Raw genomic sequence first — 18072 nt, 5'->3', positions numbered from 1 at the left:
GCCCGTACAGGCCTGGAGCGCATGCTGTTTATTATGCAACGGATAAATTCTTGGTCAATTGTATTAATTGCACATTTTTAATAAGATTTAATTATTGAAAAATCAAGACAGGCTGACAGGCATGGACTTCCGCCATTTCCGTTACTTCATCACCTTGGCCGAAGAGCTGCATTTCGCCCGGGCGGCCGAACGCCTGGGCATTGCCCAGCCGGCACTCAGTCAGCAGATCAAGGCACTGGAAGAACGACTGGATGCACGTCTGTTCAACCGCAGCAAACGCCGTATTGAACTCACCGAAGCGGGTGCGGCTTTTCTGATCGAAGCGCGTGCCACACTGGAGCGCGCGGAAAAAGCGATCCGCGTGGCACAGGATACGGCGCGCGGTGAATCCGGCACGATCAACATCGGATTTGTGGGCAGTGCCATGTATGACCCGCGCTTTACCCGCATGCTCAAGGCCTATCGCACGGCGCATCCCGGCATCAATCTGCTACTCCATGAGATGCCGATACTGGCGCAGATCGAGTCGGTCGATAAAGGACATCTGGATATTTCCGTGGTCCGGGCCCCGTTGCCGGATGTGATGCCGGAAGGCGTTGATACTTTTGTACTGGCAAGACAGATCCTGGTTGCCGTACTTTCAAACGAACACCCGCTGGCCGGGCGTGAATCCCTGGCATTGCAGGAATTGGGCAATGATATTTTCATTGCCTTCCATGACCCGGATGGCGTCGGACTTGGCCACGCGCTGCTGGAAGAATGCCGGCGGGTCGGCTTCGAGCCAAACATCACGCTGCGCGTGACTGAAATCGCCACGCTGATCAGTCTGGCGGCTGCCGGACTGGGCGTCAGCCTGATGCCGGATACAGTCCGGCATTTGCAGTTGCCGGGAGTACGCTATATCCCGTTGCAAGGCGAGGAGCGCGACACCCAGCTGATTGTGGTACACCGCCGTTTCGAGCGCTCTGCCGCCGTGCGCGGACTGCTGGCCAAAATTCGCGAGTCGATCTGAGCGCTTCTCGCGACAGACTTCGAAGTGGTTCTGGGAGCCTGTCCTTCAACGCTGGCAACGATAGATATTGAACTGCTGCGTCCCTGCACTCACCGGGCCGGCAGGCACGATGGTATCGCCCTGCATGTCCACGGCAGAATTGCGTGCAAGCTGCTGCAACTCCCGGGCCACCTTGGCCGGATCGCGCGTGATCAGCCCGGCGCGATCGAGCACGCTGACCTTGACCGTCCCCAACTGGGTACAGCGTGTAACCTGGGAGGGCTCGAACTGCACCACTTTTTCCGATCCCGGTTGTGTCTGCACGAATGCACAAGCCGCCAGCAAAGCTGGCATGGCCAGTACGATCAGACGTGAAAATTGAATTGACATGATGGACTCCAAAATCAGGTACTGCTTTCGACCCGGGCCGGTGCGGCCGGTTCAGTAGCCGGATCATCCTGCCTGGCACGGCGTACCGAAGCCACCGAAGCGGCTGTCACAGCAGCGATAATCAGCGCCCCGCCCAGCAGCGCATTGCTACCCGGGCGCTCGCCAGTGCTCAGGAAAACCCAGATTGGGTTGAACGTAGGCTCGATCAGTGCGATCAGAATGGCCTGCACTGCGGTCACCCGTTTGATACCGTACGCCAGAAAAATCGCTGCCAGCCCGATCTGCACCACCCCTAATGCCAGAATCGCGGATAACGCTGCCGGCGTCACTACCGGCAGCGGCAGAAAAGCAGCGATCCCCAGCGCCACGCCTGCGGTCATGAAATGCGACAACAGGGTTGCCTGCAACGGCGATTCGGTTTTCAGCATGCGCATGAAGACGAAATACAGCCCGAAAGTCACGCCAGATGCCGCTGCAGCGAGATTGCCCAGCATGCCACCGACCGAGACATCATCCAGGAAAAAAACCACCATTCCGATCGCCACGAACGGAAAGGCCAGCCAATGCTCGCGTTGCGTTTTTTCATGCAACAGCCAAGCGCCAAAGATCGCGGTAAAAATGGGGGCTGAATATTGCAACAGGATGGCATTGGCCGCCGTGGTGGTTTTATTCGCAAACACGAACAGCAGCATGGTCACCATGTTCGCCACCGCAGCACCCACCTGGGCCAGTGACCAGGTAAAGCGGATGCACCGCAGCCAGACCAGAATAACCAGGCTGGCAATCAAGCTGCGCATGCCGGCAATTGCCATCGGATTCCAGTCAATCAGCTTGATGAAAAGCCCGGCGGTGCTCCACAGGAAAGCACACAGGGCAATGGCGGCAATACCGGAGACACGGTGTTCAGGCAGGGCATGCATGGAATGGACTGGACATGGGGTGAGAGATCTATTTTGCGGGGGTGGTACAACGCCGGCCAGTCAGGACTTTCCCGGCGCCATCATGGTACGCATCAGCTTCGCTTTTTGCGCTGTTTTTCTTCAAACATGCGCCGGTCCGCCAACTCCAGCAGCATTTCCGGCGTGGCGGTAGCCGCGCTCAACAATGCCATGCCAATCGATGCGGCCAACTGCAGGCTGCGGCCAGCCGCATCGAAGGGCTGGGCCAGCGATTGCCGTAAACGCAGGATCAAATGCTGCAACAGGGCCTCGTCCGCATCCTCGACCACCACGACAAACTCATCCCCGCCCCAGCGGGCCACGGTATCGCTCAGGCGGACTTCTTCCCGTATGCGTTGTGCCGCGACCCGCAGCGCGACATCGCCCGCCTTGTGGCCATAGTCGTCGTTGATGGCCTTGAAGCCATCCAGATCAATGAACAGCACGCCTATCAGATCATCTTCCGAGCGGACATGGCGGCGCATGGCCTGCTCCAGCCGGTCATCCAGCAAGCGTCGGTTGGGCAGGCCAGTCAGGCTATCCAAACCGGCATGGCGGGCAAGTCTGGCACGTTGAATCAACAGCATGGCGACCACCACGCCACCCAGCGCAGCCAGCAACCAGCCACCGCCACGCAGAAGCCAGACCGACCACTTGAAGGCAGGCGAGACATGGCTGCGCACGGCATAAACCCATTTTCCGTTGGGAACTTCCGATTCGATCCGGACCACATCCGGATCGGAGAAAATGGCAGGATTGCCCCAAAGCACATCACCCGCCATACCCTTCCCATCCTGGCCGCGGATCGCGAAGTCATGGGCATCCAGCTCGAACTCAGCAAAGGCGGCAGCAAAGAAGGAATCCGTATCGATCACAGTCGAGACCAGGCCCCAATAGCGGTCATCGACAAAAACCGGCAAGCGATAGATGAAGGCGGTCCCCCCCTGGACCAGATCGACCGGGCCCGCCAGCGTTCCCCGGGCACTGGCCACGGCGCGCTGGATTGCCAACCACTGCTGCGGCAGCTGGGTATAGTCGGTCCCGATGACTCTTTCATTGCCAGCCAAGGGATAGACATGGCTGACCTTGTAGCCCGTGGCAATGGCGAAGTTGCGGATATGGCGGCTGGCGCCGTACAGCCTGGCAAGAATCTGCGCCAACTCCTGATCGTCGAGCCGGTCATGGCGAACCGCCAGATATGCAGACAATCCATTGGACAGGTACATCACGGCATTCAGTTCGCGATCTACCCGGGCGCGCAGATTGGCAGCGTGTGCGGTAAGAACGGCGCGGCTTTCCGACTCAGCCTCGCGCTGGTAGGACAACAATAGCAGCTCGCCAAATGCACCGATCAGGCCAAATACCAATACGCCGACCCCGGCAGCAAACGGCTTGGACCAAGATCCATCGCGCAGAAACTGCAGGCAATCCCCCGGCATGCGCCGTAGCTTGCGCAGCCATGCGGAAATGAAGCTAGGCGAATGCATCGTGGTCTCCCACCCCTGAGACGATCTGAAGTGCGGTTTGTCAGAACAGAAGATGGCCAGATCATCGCATGACAGAATCCGCTTTGCAGCGGAAATCTTATTAATTAGCAAACACTTATAAATCTGATCTCAACAAAAAAGGTCGCCCGAAGGCGACCTTTTGAGGATATCAGTCAGTGACTGGTTCATTTCAGCTTGTCGAGCTGGCTCTTGAGCTTGCCGAGCTTTTCCGCCTGCTCTGCCAGTTGGGCCTTGTCCTTCTCGACCAGATGCGCCGGCGCCTTGTCGACATAGCCCGGCTTTTCCAGCTTGGCAGTGAGCTTGGCAATGCCATCTTCCAGTTTGGCAATTTCCTTGGTCAGGCGCGCACTTTCAGCGGCCTTGTCGATTTCGACCTTGAGCATCAGGCGGGTCTGTCCGGCAACTGCGACAGGCGCATCATCTTCCGGCAGCCTGGCCACGATATTGGCTTCCGACAACTTGGCCAGCGGCAGCAGGTACGGCACGAACTTGGCCAGCTCAGCACTGCCTTCCAGGAACAGCGGAGTCTTTTGCGAAGGCGGCAGGTTCATTTCACCGCGCAGATTACGCGCTGCAAACGCCAGTGCCTTGAGCTCCTCGACCTGCGCATCGGCTTCCGGCTTGATCTTGGCAAGATCGGCCACCGGGTAGCGCGCCACCATCAGCGATTCACATTCCTTGCGCCCCGCGAGCGGCGCCACGGTCTGCCACAGCTCTTCGGTGATAAACGGAATGATCGGGTGCGCCAGGCGCAGGATGGTTTCGAGCACGCGGATCAGCGTACGGCGAGTCGCGCGCTGCTGTGCTTCGTTACCGGTCTGCAACTGCACCTTGGCCAATTCGATGTACCAGTCGCAGTATTCGTTCCAGACAAACTCGTAGATCGCCTGCGCGGCCAAGTCAAAGCGGAAGGTATCGAAGGCCAGACCGATGTCGTTCTCGGCTTGCTGCAGGCGGCCGATGATCCATTCGTCGGCAAAACTGAATTCCAGCGGCAGGCTTTCATCCAGACCGGCATCCTTGCCTTCGATGTTCATCAGCACGAAGCGCGTGGCATTCCAGAGCTTGTTGCAGAAGTTGCGATAGCCCTCGCAGCGTTTCTGATCAAAGTTGATGTTGCGGCCCAAGGTAGCCAGGCTGGCAAAGGTAAAGCGCAGCGCGTCGGTACCATAGGCCGGGATGCCGTCCGGGAATTCCTTCTTGGTCTTGTCGGCGACTTTCGGCGCGGTTTCCGGGCGGCGCAGGCCAGTGGTGCGCTTGTCCAAGAGCGGTTGCAGCGCAATACCGTCGATCAGATCAACCGGATCGAGCACATTGCCTTCCGACTTCGACATTTTCTTGCCTTCGGCATCGCGCACCAGACCATGCACGTAGACATGCTTGAACGGCACCTCATTGGTGAAGTGCTTGGTCATCATGATCATCCGGGCCACCCAGAAGAAGATGATGTCAAAGCCGGTCACCAGCACGGACGATGGCAGGAACGCCTTGAATTCCGGCGTATTCTCCGGCCAACCGAGCGTCGAGAACGGCACCAGTGCCGAGCTGAACCAGGTATCAAGCACATCGTTATCGCGCTTGAGCGACTTGCCGCCGGCCTTGGCTTTGGCTTCCGCCTCGGTGCGGGCAACATAGATATTGCCTTCGTCATCGTACCAGGCCGGGATCTGGTGACCCCACCAGAGCTGGCGGCTGATGCACCAGTCCTGGATATTCTTGAGCCACTGGTTGTAGGTATTGACCCAGTTTTCCGGCACGAACTTCACTTCACCGGTTTCGACGACTTCCAGCGCCTTCTCGGTGATGCTCTTGCCGGTTTCGTCGGGCTTGCTCATCGCCACAAACCACTGGTCGGTCAGCATCGGCTCGATGATCGCGCCGGTACGGTCGCCGCGCGGCACCATCAGCTTGTGTTTCTTGATCTCAACCAAGAGGCCCAGTTCTTCCAGATCAGCCACGACTTTCTTGCGCGCTTGGACACGATCCAGCCCGCGGTACTTGATCGGTGCACTGTCGTTGACGTGGGCATCGAGCGTGAAGATGTTGATCTGCGGCAGGTTGTGGCGCTGGCCTACGGCGTAGTCGTTGAAATCGTGCGCCGGGGTCACCTTGACGACACCGGTACCGAACGCCTTGTCGACGTATTCGTCGGCGATGATCGGGATCTCGCGGTTGCACAGCGGCAGCGCGATCGTCTTGCCGATCAGATGCTGGTAGCGTTCGTCTTCCGGATGGACCATCGCAGCGGTATCACCGAGCATGGTCTCCGGGCGCGTCGTGGCGACGACCAGCTCACCCGAGCCATCGGCCAGCGGGTATTTGATATGCCACATATGGCCATCTTCTTCCTCGCTCACCACTTCCAGATCGGATACCGCCGTGCCCAGAACCGGATCCCAGTTCACCAGGCGCTTGCCTCGGTAGATCAGGCCCTGTTCGAACAGGCGCACGAACACTTCGGTCACGGCTTTCGAGCACTGCTCGTCCATGGTGAAGTATTCGCGGGTCCAGTCGACCGACGCACCCATACGGCGCATCTGGCGTGTAATGGTGGCGCCCGATTCGGCCTTCCACTCCCACACGCGTTCGATAAATTTGTCGCGACCCAGGTCGTGACGATTGATGCCCTGCGCTTCGAGTTGGCGTTCCACCACGATCTGGGTAGCAATACCGGCATGGTCAGTACCCGGATTCCACAGCGTGTTCTCGCCCTTCATGCGGTGATAGCGGGTCAGGCCATCCATGATGGTCTGGTTGAAGGCGTGGCCCATGTGCAGCGTGCCGGTGACATTGGGCGGCGGCAACTGGATGGCGAAGGACGTGGCCTTGGCCAACATGTTCGGCTTGAAATAACCTGCGGCTTCCCATTGCGGGTACCAGCGGCGTTCGATATCGGCGGGTTCAAAGCTCTTGGCGAGTTCCATGTCGGTCTCGGATCGGGAATTCAGGAAAACCGCAGATTATACCGCCAAGGCAAGGACTTAGGTTCTGTTGGCCCGCAATCAGCGGCAGGAAGCAATATGCCTGTTGAATTGGGGAAGGAAATTCGGATTGCGGGTCAGGTATTCACGGGAAAAATAAACACCCAGGCGCAGATTCGCTGCAGGCACTTTGGTAAACGCCTGCTGATTGAACATGCCGGGCCGGACGGCGTTTTGTTTCAACCAGGTTCGAGCCGCGGCCTCGTTGGAAAGGATTGCGCCAGTACGGCCATAAAGTAACTGCGCGAAAAGCTGCTCGCTCGAAGTGGCATGGGTGGTGACACGGTAATTATTTGCCTCCAGCCAGGTCAGCATACTTGAACCAGCCAAAGCCCCGACGGTGCCATTCACCCTGAACTGTTCGCTTTCTGGATCCTGCTTGATGGTCGAGCGCCAATACCAGCGCCATGACTGATCCGCAATCGGCTCCGACAGCACGGCAAAGCGGTCACGCTGACTGGTACGCGATGCGGCAAAAAAACCATCGTAAACGCCCGCCTCCACCAGCATCTGTGCTCGTCGCCAGGGAAACTCTGCAATCAAGTAGGGCTGTCGCAACTTTGCCAGCACGCACTGCACCACTTTCACAGCAATGCCATCCAGTTTGCCATTGCGGACAAGCTGATAAGGCGGCATTTCCTGGGTTGCCAGGCGCAGAACCATACTGTTTGCCTGTGACCTGGCAGGCAAGCAACTCGCAGCCAACACCAACAGCATTGAAATAAGTGTCGGGTCGCCCAACCAGCGCCCTTGCCTGACAAAACGCATACGTCCGCTTGAATATAAGCAAACGCTTATTTAAGCATAAATTGCGCCCGCGTTGGCTTTCCATCATCCTTATCCGCCGCATCAGCCCCGGCATTGAGCTTGGGCTTGAGAATGAACAGACGCGCCTCATCCACACCGGCAGCAGTCAATGCATCTTTGGCCACAGTCGCGCGGCGCATGGCCAGATTGAGCAAGTCATCGTTGCTCACCGCCGTATTGGCCAGAATCAGCCTTTCCATTTCTTCAGCAGGCAGCCGCTTTTGCAGACCGATCGCATTGCGCGGCTTGGGAAATTTTTCGCGATCGTAAACCTGCTCCAGCAGTTTCAACCGTTCGGCCATATCGATTACCAACGCAGCGGAATCGACGGATTGCCCCTTGTCGGCCAGCTGGGCGAGCTTGCGCGCGTGGATTTTTTCTTCCAGCTTTGCACGCTTGAGCCCTTCCCGGTCGGTGTCCGGCTCGACCCAGCCGGTGATATCGAGTTTGAGGGCAGGACGGTCCGCCAGCACCTGGGCCAGCTTGTCCAGTGCCTGCCGGGCCGAGGCACTCACACTCGCCTGGCCGGCCTCGAACTCAACCCGTGAAAAAGTAGCCTCATCGCCACCGAACAGCGCACCCAATGCACGAAATGGCGCAGTCACTGCCTTTTCCAGCAGGTTGCCGATCACCTGCCAGATGATGCGGCCGATACGGAATTGCGGGTCATTGAGCGAGCCTTCGATCGGCAGGCTCAGGTTGATCTGGCCATGCCGGTCGGTCAGCAGTGCCAGGGCGAATTTCACCGGCAACGTGGTGGCCTCCGGACTGTCCACCTTGTCGCCCAGCGTCAATTGATCAAGCAGCAACTGGTTGCTGGCCTTGAGCTGGCTGTTTTCGATGAAGTAGGCCACATCCATCGACAGCTTGCCTTTCTCGATGCCATAACCGGCATATTTGGCCGAATAGGTCGAAGCGGCCGTGAGTTCATAGCCTTTGACTGCCGCCTTGATATCGAGAAATACCTGCTGCGCCAGCGGGTTGAGACTACCGGACACGGTCACCGGGGCGATGCGATCGACACTGCCGCGTAAATCCAGGCTGGCACGCGCCGATTCGTTGCTGGAAAGGCCGCTGATCACGCCGCCCATGTCCATCAGGTTGGCAGTGAAGTTGGGCTGGATGAAATTATCGGTGTAGTTGATGTTGCCACCGGTGAGCGTGATCTTGCCGATGCTGATCGGCGGCAGCGGTGCACTTGTTTTGGCCGGAGCAGACGCGACCTGCGCAGGCTTGGTCATCGGGGCGCTGGCTGGACTGCTCGTCACCGAAGCCGCCTGCCCTTCACGCACCACGATATCCTGCAGATTCAGTCGCCCCTGGCTCGACAGAATCAGGCGCGAGTAGAAATCGGATAAGGCCACCTCGTTCAACGCCAGCTTCAGCGGTTCGCTCTGCGCATCGACGCCCGTCAGCGCCAGCGAACGCCACTTGAGAAAATCGGCGCCATTGAGCTTGTCGATGGCATGCAGATCATTGACCGCCAGATTGCCGCGATAGCGCACCACCAGCTTTGGCTCGGTGGCCACTTGCAGCGCACCGCGCGCACCAAGCCAGATGCTGGCAAGCTGGATGTTCAGCAAATCGGTGAAATACGGTTGGGCAAAGGCAGCATCAAACTGGCGCATGTCCACCTGCCAGCGTGCCGAGAAGGGTTGCGGCACAAATGGCCCGCTCAGTTTGATTTGGCCGCGCTTGCCGGCACGGGTCGAGAAATCCAGCCGCGCCTGGCTGCCTCTCGCGCTATCGAGATTATCAACCTTCAATGCCAGATTCGAGAGCACCAACGGTGGCGTCTGTTTTTCGCGCTGATCCTCCAGCCGCAGCGCCGAATTTTCCAGTGCCACCGCCCCCAGCCGCATGCGCCAGTCGGCTTGGCCCGATTTGCCGGCTGCAGGTTTTGAGACTGCAGTAGCGGGCGCTGGTGGCAGCAGGTTCAGCAAGTTGATGCGGCCATCGCGCCCCATCACCAGCCGGCTATCCAGGCCCGCACCGGCCAGGCTGGCAAGCGCCAGCTGGCGCTTGCCCACGTCAATGCTGATGCCGCTGGCATTCAGGGCAGCCAGTTTGATTGCCGGTCGTTTCTCCTTGGGTAGCGCAATCGCCAGATCGCGCAGATCCAGCTCACCCTTGTCGACTTCGATCACCTGCTGTGCGGCTGCAAATTTGAAATCCAGCGCACTGGCCAAGGTGCCACTGCGGATCTCGCCGGCAAAATACGGCGCCCAGTACGCGGCATGATGCGCCGGCTGCAAGTTCTTGATGGCGATACGGCCACTCACCGCCAGCGGCGCGACTTGTATGTTCAGATCGGTTTGGAAGGTTTCGCCATGACCGGTGTTGAATGCAATGCCCACAGGCGCGGAAGCACCCGCCGCGGAGGAAAGGCGTTGCGCCTTGATCGTAATTTCCTCCAGCCGACCGGCATAGGCCGGCTTCACTGCAGCATCCTGAAAATCGATCCGACCGCCATTGAGTGCGAATTCTGCCACCTCAACCAGTGGCGCTTGCGCGGCTGGCGTACTCGCCGCCTTACCGGCCGGTTTGTCCGTGGCAAAGGCATTCAGCCAGTTGAGCTCACCCGTGCCACTGCGCCTGACTTGCACCTGCGGATTGTCGATGCCGATGCGGGCGAGGTGATACTGACCCGCCAGCGGCTCCAACCGTTGCAGATCGACCTGCAGTGCCGGCAGGATCAGGATGGGTTCGCTGCGAAAATTCAGCCGCCCGTCTGCCAAAGCCAGCTTGCCCTCGATCAATAGCCGTGGCTCTTCAGCTTCTTCACGAAAAACCACATCCACCTGGCCCGATATCTGGCCGGAAGACAGGTTCACATCCTTGGGCAAAGGTACGTAAGCCAGATAGTCCGGCAGATTGAGTCGATCCAGTTGCAGGGATAGCCGGGTTTCACGGCTATCCAGGAAGGGTTTGGATTGGCCGGTCAGCTTGAATTCCGCATCATTGAGCCTGCCGGACAGTCCCGGTTCGATGTATTCATCAAGCCGGTGCGGCAAGGTCGAAACAAAAGGCAGCGCCAGTTGCAGCGCGCTTACGTTTTGCCGCGACTGCAGGAAGCGGTCATCGAATTCTATCTTGCCGTTGAGAATGCGGATGTTGTTGAGCGAGAAGAGCGGCAAGCCCTGATCCGGTTGTGCCGGCTCGGGCGATTTTCCTTCAAGCAGATCGGAAAAATTGTAGCGATCGGCCGCCAGCCGCACGATGCGCAAGCTGGGTGTATCAAGCGTGATTTCGCGCAATACCGGGCCGCGCCGCCAAATACTGGCCAGCTCGGCATCTGCCGTCAGGGCGGAAAATCCGAAAAAAAGACCGTCATCTTCCTTGATGGCGACATCGCGCAGGACCACGCGCAGCAGAAACGGATTGATCTCCAGCTTGCCGATGCTGACCTGGCGCTGCAGCACCGTTCCGGCTTGCTGCTCCAGCCATGGTCGCAACAAGGAGGGCAGAGCAAAAAAACCAAACAAGCCGTAGCCACACACCAGCGCAAGCAATGCCACCAGTCCTATTCTTACCCGCCGGGTGAACACGCGCATGCAGGATTTGGCATTGATCATGACGATAGCTCCTGAAGCCATTAACAAAGAGAGGGTCACTCTGGCTTCAGTCTAGCAAGGAGCGGCCGACAGCGCGTCCGGTAATGCTTTCATGGTTTGCCTCGGCACGGTTAGAATTCCTGCTTATGGCCGCCAGAAACAAGGCCGCATCGCAGGTAAAACAACGTGGCTTTTTCATTTTTCAAGAAAAAAGAAACCGAAGCGGAAGCCCGCCCCGCCATGCCGGGCGCTCCTGCCGCGGTTGAGTCTCCGCCATCCAAACCGGTATTTGCCGATGAGGGTCACCAAGCCACGGCCGGGATCGAGGTCGTCAATGGGGGCGACGTGCTCACGCCCGCAGAAGAACAAGCAGCCATCCTGCACGCCAACGGTGCCAGCGAAGAAGCCCTGGCCGTCTTGCGCCCCGAACTCGAACGCATCCGTGGCCAGCACCAGCAACAAACCTGGCTGATGCTGTTTGAGCTGCAGCAGCAACTGGGCAAACAGGCCGATTATGAAGCGCTGGGTTTGGAATATGTGCTGGAATTCGAGAAAACGCCCCCCACCTGGCAGGTCGCTCGGGCACATTTTGCCAAACAGTCACCGGCAGCAAACAGCCTCTGCACTTTCGGGCGCAACCTGAATGCAACCAGCGTAAGCACGGGATTGTCCTGCCTGCAGCAGGCAGCCGGGAAAGATAGCGAGATCCGGCTGGACTTCAGCCGGGTGGAGGAGATTGACGCCCTGGCTGCGGCAGAGATTCTTGCGGCCTGGCACATGGTGCGCAAACATACGCCCAGGTTTCGGATATACGGTGGCAGCACGTTTGCCAGATTATTGGCAGGCAAGATCGAGACTGGCCGGAGGTTGCCGGCTGAAGCGCCATTCTGGCTGCTGTTGATGGATGTCTTCCAGGCCTCGGGTCTGCAGGAAGAGTTCGAGAACCTGGCGGTCGAATACGCCATCACCTACGAGGTTTCGCCGCCTTCGTGGGATGCGAACCTGGTGCCCTTGCCCGATGACGGGGAAACGTTATCCCGCGAGAACAGTCCGCTGACACCTCTGCCGACAGAAGGATTTTCGCCGCAAGGCGATATCACCGGAGAAGATCCGGCCGCCTTGGCGCAAATCCGTGACCACGCATTGCATTCGACCGGGCCACTGGTGCTTGATTTCAACCATGTAAACCGCCTCGACTTCGAATCCGCCGGCCAGCTGCTCAACCTGTTCATGCAAGTACTGCAAGCCGGGCGCAGTATCCGGCTGACTGCGGTCAACGAGTTGGTGTTTGCCTTGCTGCAACTGATGGGCATCACCGAACTCACCACGATTGAACGCCGCAAATCCTGACCAACGCCACCAGCCCTCATGCCCAAACTGATTTCCTGCCTGCGCGAACTAGATACCGCGCGCTTTACCTCCGGTGAAGAAATCGCCCAGCGCCTGGGAATTTCCCGCGCCAGCGTTTCCACCATCCTGTCGCGCGCAGAAGACCGTGGCGTGCATATCGAGCGACGCCACGGACTGGGTTATCGACTGGGACGTGACATCGAATGGCTGGATATCACCCAGATCCTATCCGAGCTCGATCCTGCCTCAGTTCTTGACATAGAACGTATCGACATCACCGATTCAACCAATCGCACGCTCCTGGCAGACCCGCGCCATGGCCGGGTGCTGGTGGCCGAATGGCAAAATGGCGGCCGTGGCCGGATGGGACGCAAATGGCTGGGAACGCTCGGCGGCAGCCTGTTGTTTTCACTCGCCTGGACTTTCCCGGAAGGGCCGGCCCAGCTTGCCGGCTTGCCACTGGCCATCGGCACAGCGCTGGCACGGGCCATCGAAGCAGCCGGCGTTGCCGGGATTGGCTTGAAATGGCCCAATGACCTGCTGTTGCCCACGGGCAAGGCCGGTGGCATCCTGATCGAAATGCAGGGCGATGCGCTCGGTCCGGCACAGGTCGTGATCGGCATTGGCCTCAACCTGTATCAGCCGGATGGCGTTGGCCCACTCGACCAGCCGGTGGCAGCGCTTGCTGACTACGGGCTGCAATGCGGGCGCAACAGCCTGCTGGGCCAGCTCTTGGCCGAACTGGAGCGCACCTTGCCACGCTTTGCCAGGGAAGGGTTTGCACCCCTGCGCAGCGAATGGGAAAAACACCACGTCTGGCAGCAACAACTGGCCGTAGTCCATTTGCCCGACGGGCGCACACTGGCAGGCACCTTGCTGGGCGTGAGTGACGAAGGGGCATTGCGCATGCAGGTGGACGGTGAATCACGGTTGATTCACAGCGGCGATGTCAGCCTGCGCAAGGTTGGCGCATGAACCTGCTGCTTGATCTCGGCAACAGCCGTATCAAATGGGCGCTGGTGCAAGGCAGCAACTGGCTGAGGGAGGGTGCGGCAGCCGGTATCGACGAGCTGGACCAAGCCTGGTCCGGTCTTGCCCGGCCAGACCGCGTATTCGGCTGTGCCGTGACCAGTACACAGGATCAGATGGCTATCGCGGCACGGGTAAGCAGCTTGTGGCAGCGTAACGTGGCCTGGCTGCAGCCAGACAGCATGGCCGTCGGAGTACGCAACAGTTATCAATTTCCGCAGCGTCTCGGCCCGGATCGCTGGGCGGCACTGATCGGTGCCCGCAACCATATTCCCGACACGGCACTTGTCGTGGTTTCTGCCGGTACCGCGCTGGTGGTCGATGCACTCGATCGCCAGGGCGTTTTCCTTGGCGGCATGATTCTGCCCGGCTATCGCCTGATGAAAACCGCGCTGGCCGGCAACACCGCCCGCCTGCCGCTAACCGAGGGCAGCTTTGCCGACTTTCCGACCAATACCGAGGATGCCATTGAAACCGGTTGCCTGAGTGCCCTGCACGGTGCGATCACGAGCATGCTCGCACGCCTGCAAGCCCGGTGCGATACGCCAGTACGAATCATCCTGAGCGGTGGAGATGCCCCGCGTCTGCTACCCTTGTTCCAGGATACGGCCAGCATCGTCGACAATCTGGCCTTGCATGGCCTGGCGGCCTGGGCAGCCAGCACCGGAGACAACGCATCATGAAGTGGCTTTTTTTCGTTTTCCTGCTGGCCAATCTGCTGGTATTCGGCCTGGTTACGCTGGGGGGAAGCAATCCAGCCGTCGACCCACGCAGCCGTGAAATCAACGCGAGCCAGATCCAGATCGTGACCGGCGAATTGGCCAAGCGATCCATGGCAGCAACAGCGTCTACGGTGGTGGAGACCAGTGCGTCCGCCGTGCAAGCCTCAGCGCCGGTGATCGCATCCGAACCGGCTTCCCGGGCAAGTGCGGTCGTCGCCTCCGCAGCCCCGACCCGATCGGTCTGCCTGCGCTGGAGCGGCTTTACCGCAACGCAAGCGAGCATTGCCCGCAATCAGCTCAAGACACTGGGCCTGTCCGCGACAGAAAGCGGGGGAACTGAGCATGCCAAGGTCTGGGTCTACATTCCACCCCAACCGAGTCAGGCTGATGCCCGACGCAAGGCCCAAGAAGTCGCCGAGCTCGGCGTGGATGATTATTTTGTGGTCAATGACGGCGGTCGCTGGCAGAACGCCGTTTCGCTGGGAATTTTCAGCACACGCGAAGCGGGTGAACGCCGTCTGGCGGAGTTGCGGGCCAAAGGGATACGTTCAGCCATCATGCGCGACAAGGATGACACCCTGAAACCCGTGACCTTCCTGGTCCGGGATGTCTCGGCACCCAACCGGCAGAAGCTGGAAAACGCCAGCAAGCGCCTGCGCGGCATCGAACTGCGGGAAACTGCCTGCCGTTGATCACCGGACAACGGGAACAGTGGGCGCAACCGCATGGTCGCCCACTTCGGCACTGAAAGTGCCTTCCTTTTCTGCGATGGAAAAGTGTGCCTGAACCTGGGTCAGGCGCAACGTGCCCGCTATTTCAGCCGGCCCCCCCAACAGAGTATTGCGATCAAGCGACAGCAGCGGCGCCGTGCCGGCTTGACGATGCCGCAGTTGCAAGGCATCCCCCACCCGCAAACCACTTGTGCTGCCGGCATCAAGCATCAGGCGACTGGATTCGACCCTGACTACCCGCATCTGCAAGGGTTCGCACTGCATGTCCGCAACAATGCGCTGCATCGACTCGTCGAGCTTGGCACTGACCAGCTTGCCGAAGTCGGAATCGAAAAAGCGTTGTGAATTCATCTCGACCGATTGCGGCATCACGACTTCGCCTTGCACCTTGCCGCTGAAAACATGCTGGCTGATGCGGCTACCGCTGCTGCCGTCAAACAATTGCAACTCGAATTCAAAACGGCGTGCCGCAGGGGTGGCCTTGATGCCGGGCTTGAAAAAACGCAGCAAGGGAATGTCAAACTCCTGCTTGCGCTCTCCCGCCCGCATATCGGTACCAGCGCTGAGCGTATAGCGCTCGCCTTCGAATCCGGCATCGCGCACGCTGCCGCCAAGCACGAACTGCACGCCATGCCGGCGCGCCAGATCACGAATCCACTCGGGTTCCCATTGCATCGCATATTGGCCAGGAGGCAGCGCATAGGCGGCTTCCTGGCTACTGTGCAAGGCCAGCAACGACCCTTGCTGCTCCAGGCGACGCGCGAGCTCGATCTGCAGCATCTGTGGAAATTTCGGCAAATCGGCCAGCTGTACCGGGCTTTGCACCGGAAAGCCAGCCACCAGGATCTTGCGGCGGTACGCAGAGTGGCAAGCCTGCGCATCGGTCGTGGCCATGCTGGCTTGCGCAGCCGGCCCAAGCGGATAAACCTGTATCGTTTCAGCAGACCAGCCTGGCTTGGCCCACACCATGCTCACAACGAGCATGCCACACCAGCATTTCCAGCGTTTGGTCATGGGCCAGCCTCCTGCCTACAGGTTGATCGCGGCGTCAGGCAGCCACCACTTTTTTGGTGAATACCAGATCCCAGACGCCATGGCCAAGCTTGATGCCCCGGTTCTCGAACTTGGTCAAAGGCCGATAATCGGGGCGCGGGGCATAAGCGTCAGCCGTATTTTGCAGAGCCGGCTCGTTGCTCAGCACTTCCAGCATCTGGATCGCATAGTCTTCCCAATCGGTGGCCAGATGCAGATAGCCCCCGGGTTTGAGACGCGACACCAGCAGTTTCACGAATGCTGGCTGGATCAGCCTGCGCTTGTTGTGGCGTTTCTTGTGCCAGGGATCGGGGAAGAACACGTGCACGCCGTCGAGTGAATCCTCGGCCAGCATGTTTTCCAGCACCTCGACCGCATCATGGTGAACGATGCGGATGTTGCCAAGATTCTGCTCACCAATCAGTTTCAGCAGGCTGCCCACGCCCGGCGTGTGCACTTCCACGCCGATGAAATCCGTATCCGGCAAGCTGGTGGCGATTGCCGCCGTTGCGCCACCCATGCCGAAACCGATTTCCAGCACGCGCGGGGCAACTCGGCCAAAAGCAGCAGCCATATCGAGCACTTCCGGGTGGTATTCGATACAGAAGCGCGGGCCGAATTCTTCAATGGCACGCTCCTGGCCCTTGGAAAGGTGGCCCTGGCGCAGCACGAAGCTGCGGATACGCCGGCCGAAATGCGGGTTGTCGGCCGAGGTGGAATCGGGGATGGAATCGTTTGGTGGCGTGTGCGTCATGGGAATTCAGATAATGAACAAAAAAACCGGCCTGTATTTCTTGGCGCAACAGGCCGGGTGGACCGTTAAATTATTTGGTGCCGATCATCCCGGCGAGCGGGCTGGAGGGATCGGCCGAGTAAAATTTGCGCGGCATACGGCCAGCCAGATAGGCATCGCGTCCGGCTTCTACCGCCAGTTTCATGGCGTGCGCCATGCGCACCGGGTCTTTCGCGGCAGCAATCGCGGTGTTCATCAGCACACCGTCACAACCCAGTTCCATGGCGATCGTGGCATCCGACGCGGTGCCCACGCCGGCATCGACGATCACCGGCACCTTGGCCTGGTCGATGATTAGACGCAGATTCCACGGATTCAGAATACCCATGCCGGAGCCGATCAGGCTGGCCAGCGGCATGATCGCCACGCAGCCGATGTCTTCGAGCATGCGCGCCTGGATCGGGTCATCCGAGCAGTAAACCATGACCTTGAAGCCATCCTTGACCAGTACTTCGGCGGCCTTGAGCGTTTCGGGCATGTTCGGAAACAACGTGGCCTGATCGCCGAGTACTTCAAGCTTGACCAGATCGTGGCCATCGAGCAGTTCACGCGCCAGGCGCAAGGTGCGCACCGCATCGTCGGCGCTGTAGCAGCCAGCAGTATTGGGCAGGTAGGTGAATTCCTTGGGTGGCAGGAAATCCAGCAGGCTGGGTTGGCTGGCATCCTGACCGATGTTCACACGCCGGATCGCCACGGTAACAATCTGGGCTCCACTGGCATCAATCGCCGCGCGGGTCTCGGTGAAATCCTTGTATTTGCCGGTGCCGACCAGCAGGCGGGAAGCATAGCGCTGGCCGCCAATCTCTAATGCATCAGTCATGACTCTTCCTCTTGAATCGGGTCGCGTGCCCGATGGATTCGATGGGTAAACGTAACCGGCAGCTACTCAGCCACCGCCTACCGCGACCACCACTTCCAGTTGATCGCCATCGCCAAGCAGCGTCTGGCCATGCTGGCTGCGCGGCACGATTTCGCCATTCTTTTCGATGGCAATGCGTTTACCGGTGAGTTCGAGGATAACAACGAGTTCGGAAACAGTAAGCGGGGCATTGAACTGGCGCGGCTGGCCATTGATGGAAAGCGTAATCACGGCATGGGTATCGGTTGAGATAACCCGGCTATTCTAGGCGCTGGCGAAGCCGGTTACAAACCTGTTCGCGGCTTTAGAGCCATGCCTTTCAATGTCTTTCGATCGTTATCATTTAAGCTGTCGAGCACCCGAGATTTCGGGTGACCCAAGGAGCTA

Annotated in this window: 15 protein-coding genes; 5 read left to right on the top strand and 10 right to left on the bottom strand. The window is 59.3% G+C overall.

The features are described 5' to 3' along the window. Positions 1 to 121: 121 nt before the first annotated feature. Positions 122 to 1012: a LysR substrate-binding domain-containing protein gene (locus AC0KVQ_RS13840; protein WP_473421759.1), complete on the top strand. Its 891-nt coding sequence runs from the start codon at positions 122 to 124 to the stop codon at positions 1010 to 1012. Between the two features lie 45 nt (positions 1013 to 1057). Here AC0KVQ_RS13840 and AC0KVQ_RS13835 read toward each other — a convergent pair whose 3' ends face one another. From AC0KVQ_RS13835 to AC0KVQ_RS13810, 6 genes are all read right to left on the bottom strand, one after another. After that, on the bottom strand, positions 1058 to 1381 hold the full coding sequence (locus AC0KVQ_RS13835; protein ID WP_473421758.1) for a DUF4156 domain-containing protein: 324 nt from the start codon (positions 1379 to 1381) through the stop codon (positions 1058 to 1060). A gap of 14 nt (positions 1382 to 1395) precedes the next feature. Further along, on the bottom strand, positions 1396 to 2301 hold the full coding sequence (locus AC0KVQ_RS13830) for a DMT family transporter (RefSeq protein WP_473421757.1): 906 nt from the start codon (positions 2299 to 2301) through the stop codon (positions 1396 to 1398). A gap of 92 nt (positions 2302 to 2393) precedes the next feature. Continuing rightward, positions 2394 to 3806 carry a diguanylate cyclase domain-containing protein gene (locus AC0KVQ_RS13825; RefSeq protein WP_473421756.1) on the bottom strand — a complete coding sequence of 471 codons (1413 nt, stop codon included), beginning with the start codon at positions 3804 to 3806 and terminating at the stop codon, positions 2394 to 2396. A 185-nt stretch (positions 3807 to 3991) separates the two neighbouring features. Beyond that, complete coding sequence (locus tag AC0KVQ_RS13820; RefSeq protein ID WP_473421755.1) at positions 3992 to 6751, bottom strand: valine--tRNA ligase; 2760 nt, start codon at positions 6749 to 6751, stop codon at positions 3992 to 3994. A 78-nt stretch (positions 6752 to 6829) separates the two neighbouring features. Then, positions 6830 to 7471, bottom strand: a complete 642-nt coding sequence (locus AC0KVQ_RS13815) for a substrate-binding periplasmic protein (RefSeq protein ID WP_473421754.1) — start codon at positions 7469 to 7471, stop codon at positions 6830 to 6832. Positions 7472 to 7602: 131 nt separating this feature from the next. After that, on the bottom strand, positions 7603 to 11190 hold the full coding sequence (locus AC0KVQ_RS13810; protein WP_473421753.1) for a DUF748 domain-containing protein: 3588 nt from the start codon (positions 11188 to 11190) through the stop codon (positions 7603 to 7605). A 165-nt stretch (positions 11191 to 11355) separates the two neighbouring features. Between AC0KVQ_RS13810 and AC0KVQ_RS13805 the strand changes: the two genes are divergently transcribed. Genes AC0KVQ_RS13805 through AC0KVQ_RS13790 form a run of 4 tightly spaced genes read left to right on the top strand, consistent with a single transcriptional unit; the run spans position 11356 to position 14962 of the window. After that, positions 11356 to 12519, top strand: coding sequence for an STAS domain-containing protein (locus AC0KVQ_RS13805; protein WP_473421752.1), 1164 nt, complete (start codon positions 11356 to 11358; stop codon positions 12517 to 12519). An 18-nt stretch (positions 12520 to 12537) separates the two neighbouring features. Further along, the gene (locus tag AC0KVQ_RS13800; RefSeq protein WP_473421751.1) at positions 12538 to 13494 is read left to right on the top strand and encodes a biotin--[acetyl-CoA-carboxylase] ligase; all 957 of its coding nucleotides are present in this window, start codon (positions 12538 to 12540) and stop codon (positions 13492 to 13494) included. Beyond that, positions 13491 to 14231, top strand: a complete 741-nt coding sequence (locus AC0KVQ_RS13795) for a type III pantothenate kinase (protein ID WP_473421750.1) — start codon at positions 13491 to 13493, stop codon at positions 14229 to 14231. The genes AC0KVQ_RS13800 and AC0KVQ_RS13795 overlap by 4 nt, the downstream gene beginning before the upstream one ends. Further along, positions 14228 to 14962, top strand: a complete 735-nt coding sequence (locus AC0KVQ_RS13790; RefSeq protein WP_473421749.1) for an SPOR domain-containing protein — start codon at positions 14228 to 14230, stop codon at positions 14960 to 14962. The genes AC0KVQ_RS13795 and AC0KVQ_RS13790 overlap by 4 nt, the downstream gene beginning before the upstream one ends. On the opposite strand, the gene AC0KVQ_RS13785 is transcribed toward AC0KVQ_RS13790, so the two are convergent. The 4 genes from AC0KVQ_RS13785 to thiS all read right to left on the bottom strand — a co-directional run bounded on the left by AC0KVQ_RS13785 (position 14963) and on the right by thiS (position 17916). Continuing rightward, positions 14963 to 16015, bottom strand: coding sequence for a flagella assembly protein FlgT middle domain-containing protein (locus AC0KVQ_RS13785; RefSeq protein WP_473421748.1), 1053 nt, complete (start codon positions 16013 to 16015; stop codon positions 14963 to 14965). A gap of 34 nt (positions 16016 to 16049) precedes the next feature. After that, the gene (gene trmB / locus AC0KVQ_RS13780; protein ID WP_473421747.1) at positions 16050 to 16787 is read right to left on the bottom strand and encodes a tRNA (guanosine(46)-N7)-methyltransferase TrmB; all 738 of its coding nucleotides are present in this window, start codon (positions 16785 to 16787) and stop codon (positions 16050 to 16052) included. 70 nt (positions 16788 to 16857) lie between these two features. After that, positions 16858 to 17646 carry a thiazole synthase gene (locus AC0KVQ_RS13775; RefSeq protein ID WP_473421746.1) on the bottom strand — a complete coding sequence of 263 codons (789 nt, stop codon included), beginning with the start codon at positions 17644 to 17646 and terminating at the stop codon, positions 16858 to 16860. A gap of 66 nt (positions 17647 to 17712) precedes the next feature. Continuing rightward, positions 17713 to 17916, bottom strand: a complete 204-nt coding sequence (thiS, locus tag AC0KVQ_RS13770; RefSeq protein WP_473421745.1) for a sulfur carrier protein ThiS — start codon at positions 17914 to 17916, stop codon at positions 17713 to 17715. Positions 17917 to 18072: the final 156 nt, after the last annotated feature.

It is taken from the genome of Formivibrio sp. oc-25, assembly GCF_055810895.1.
This window is presented reverse-complemented; position numbering and strand designations above follow the sequence as displayed.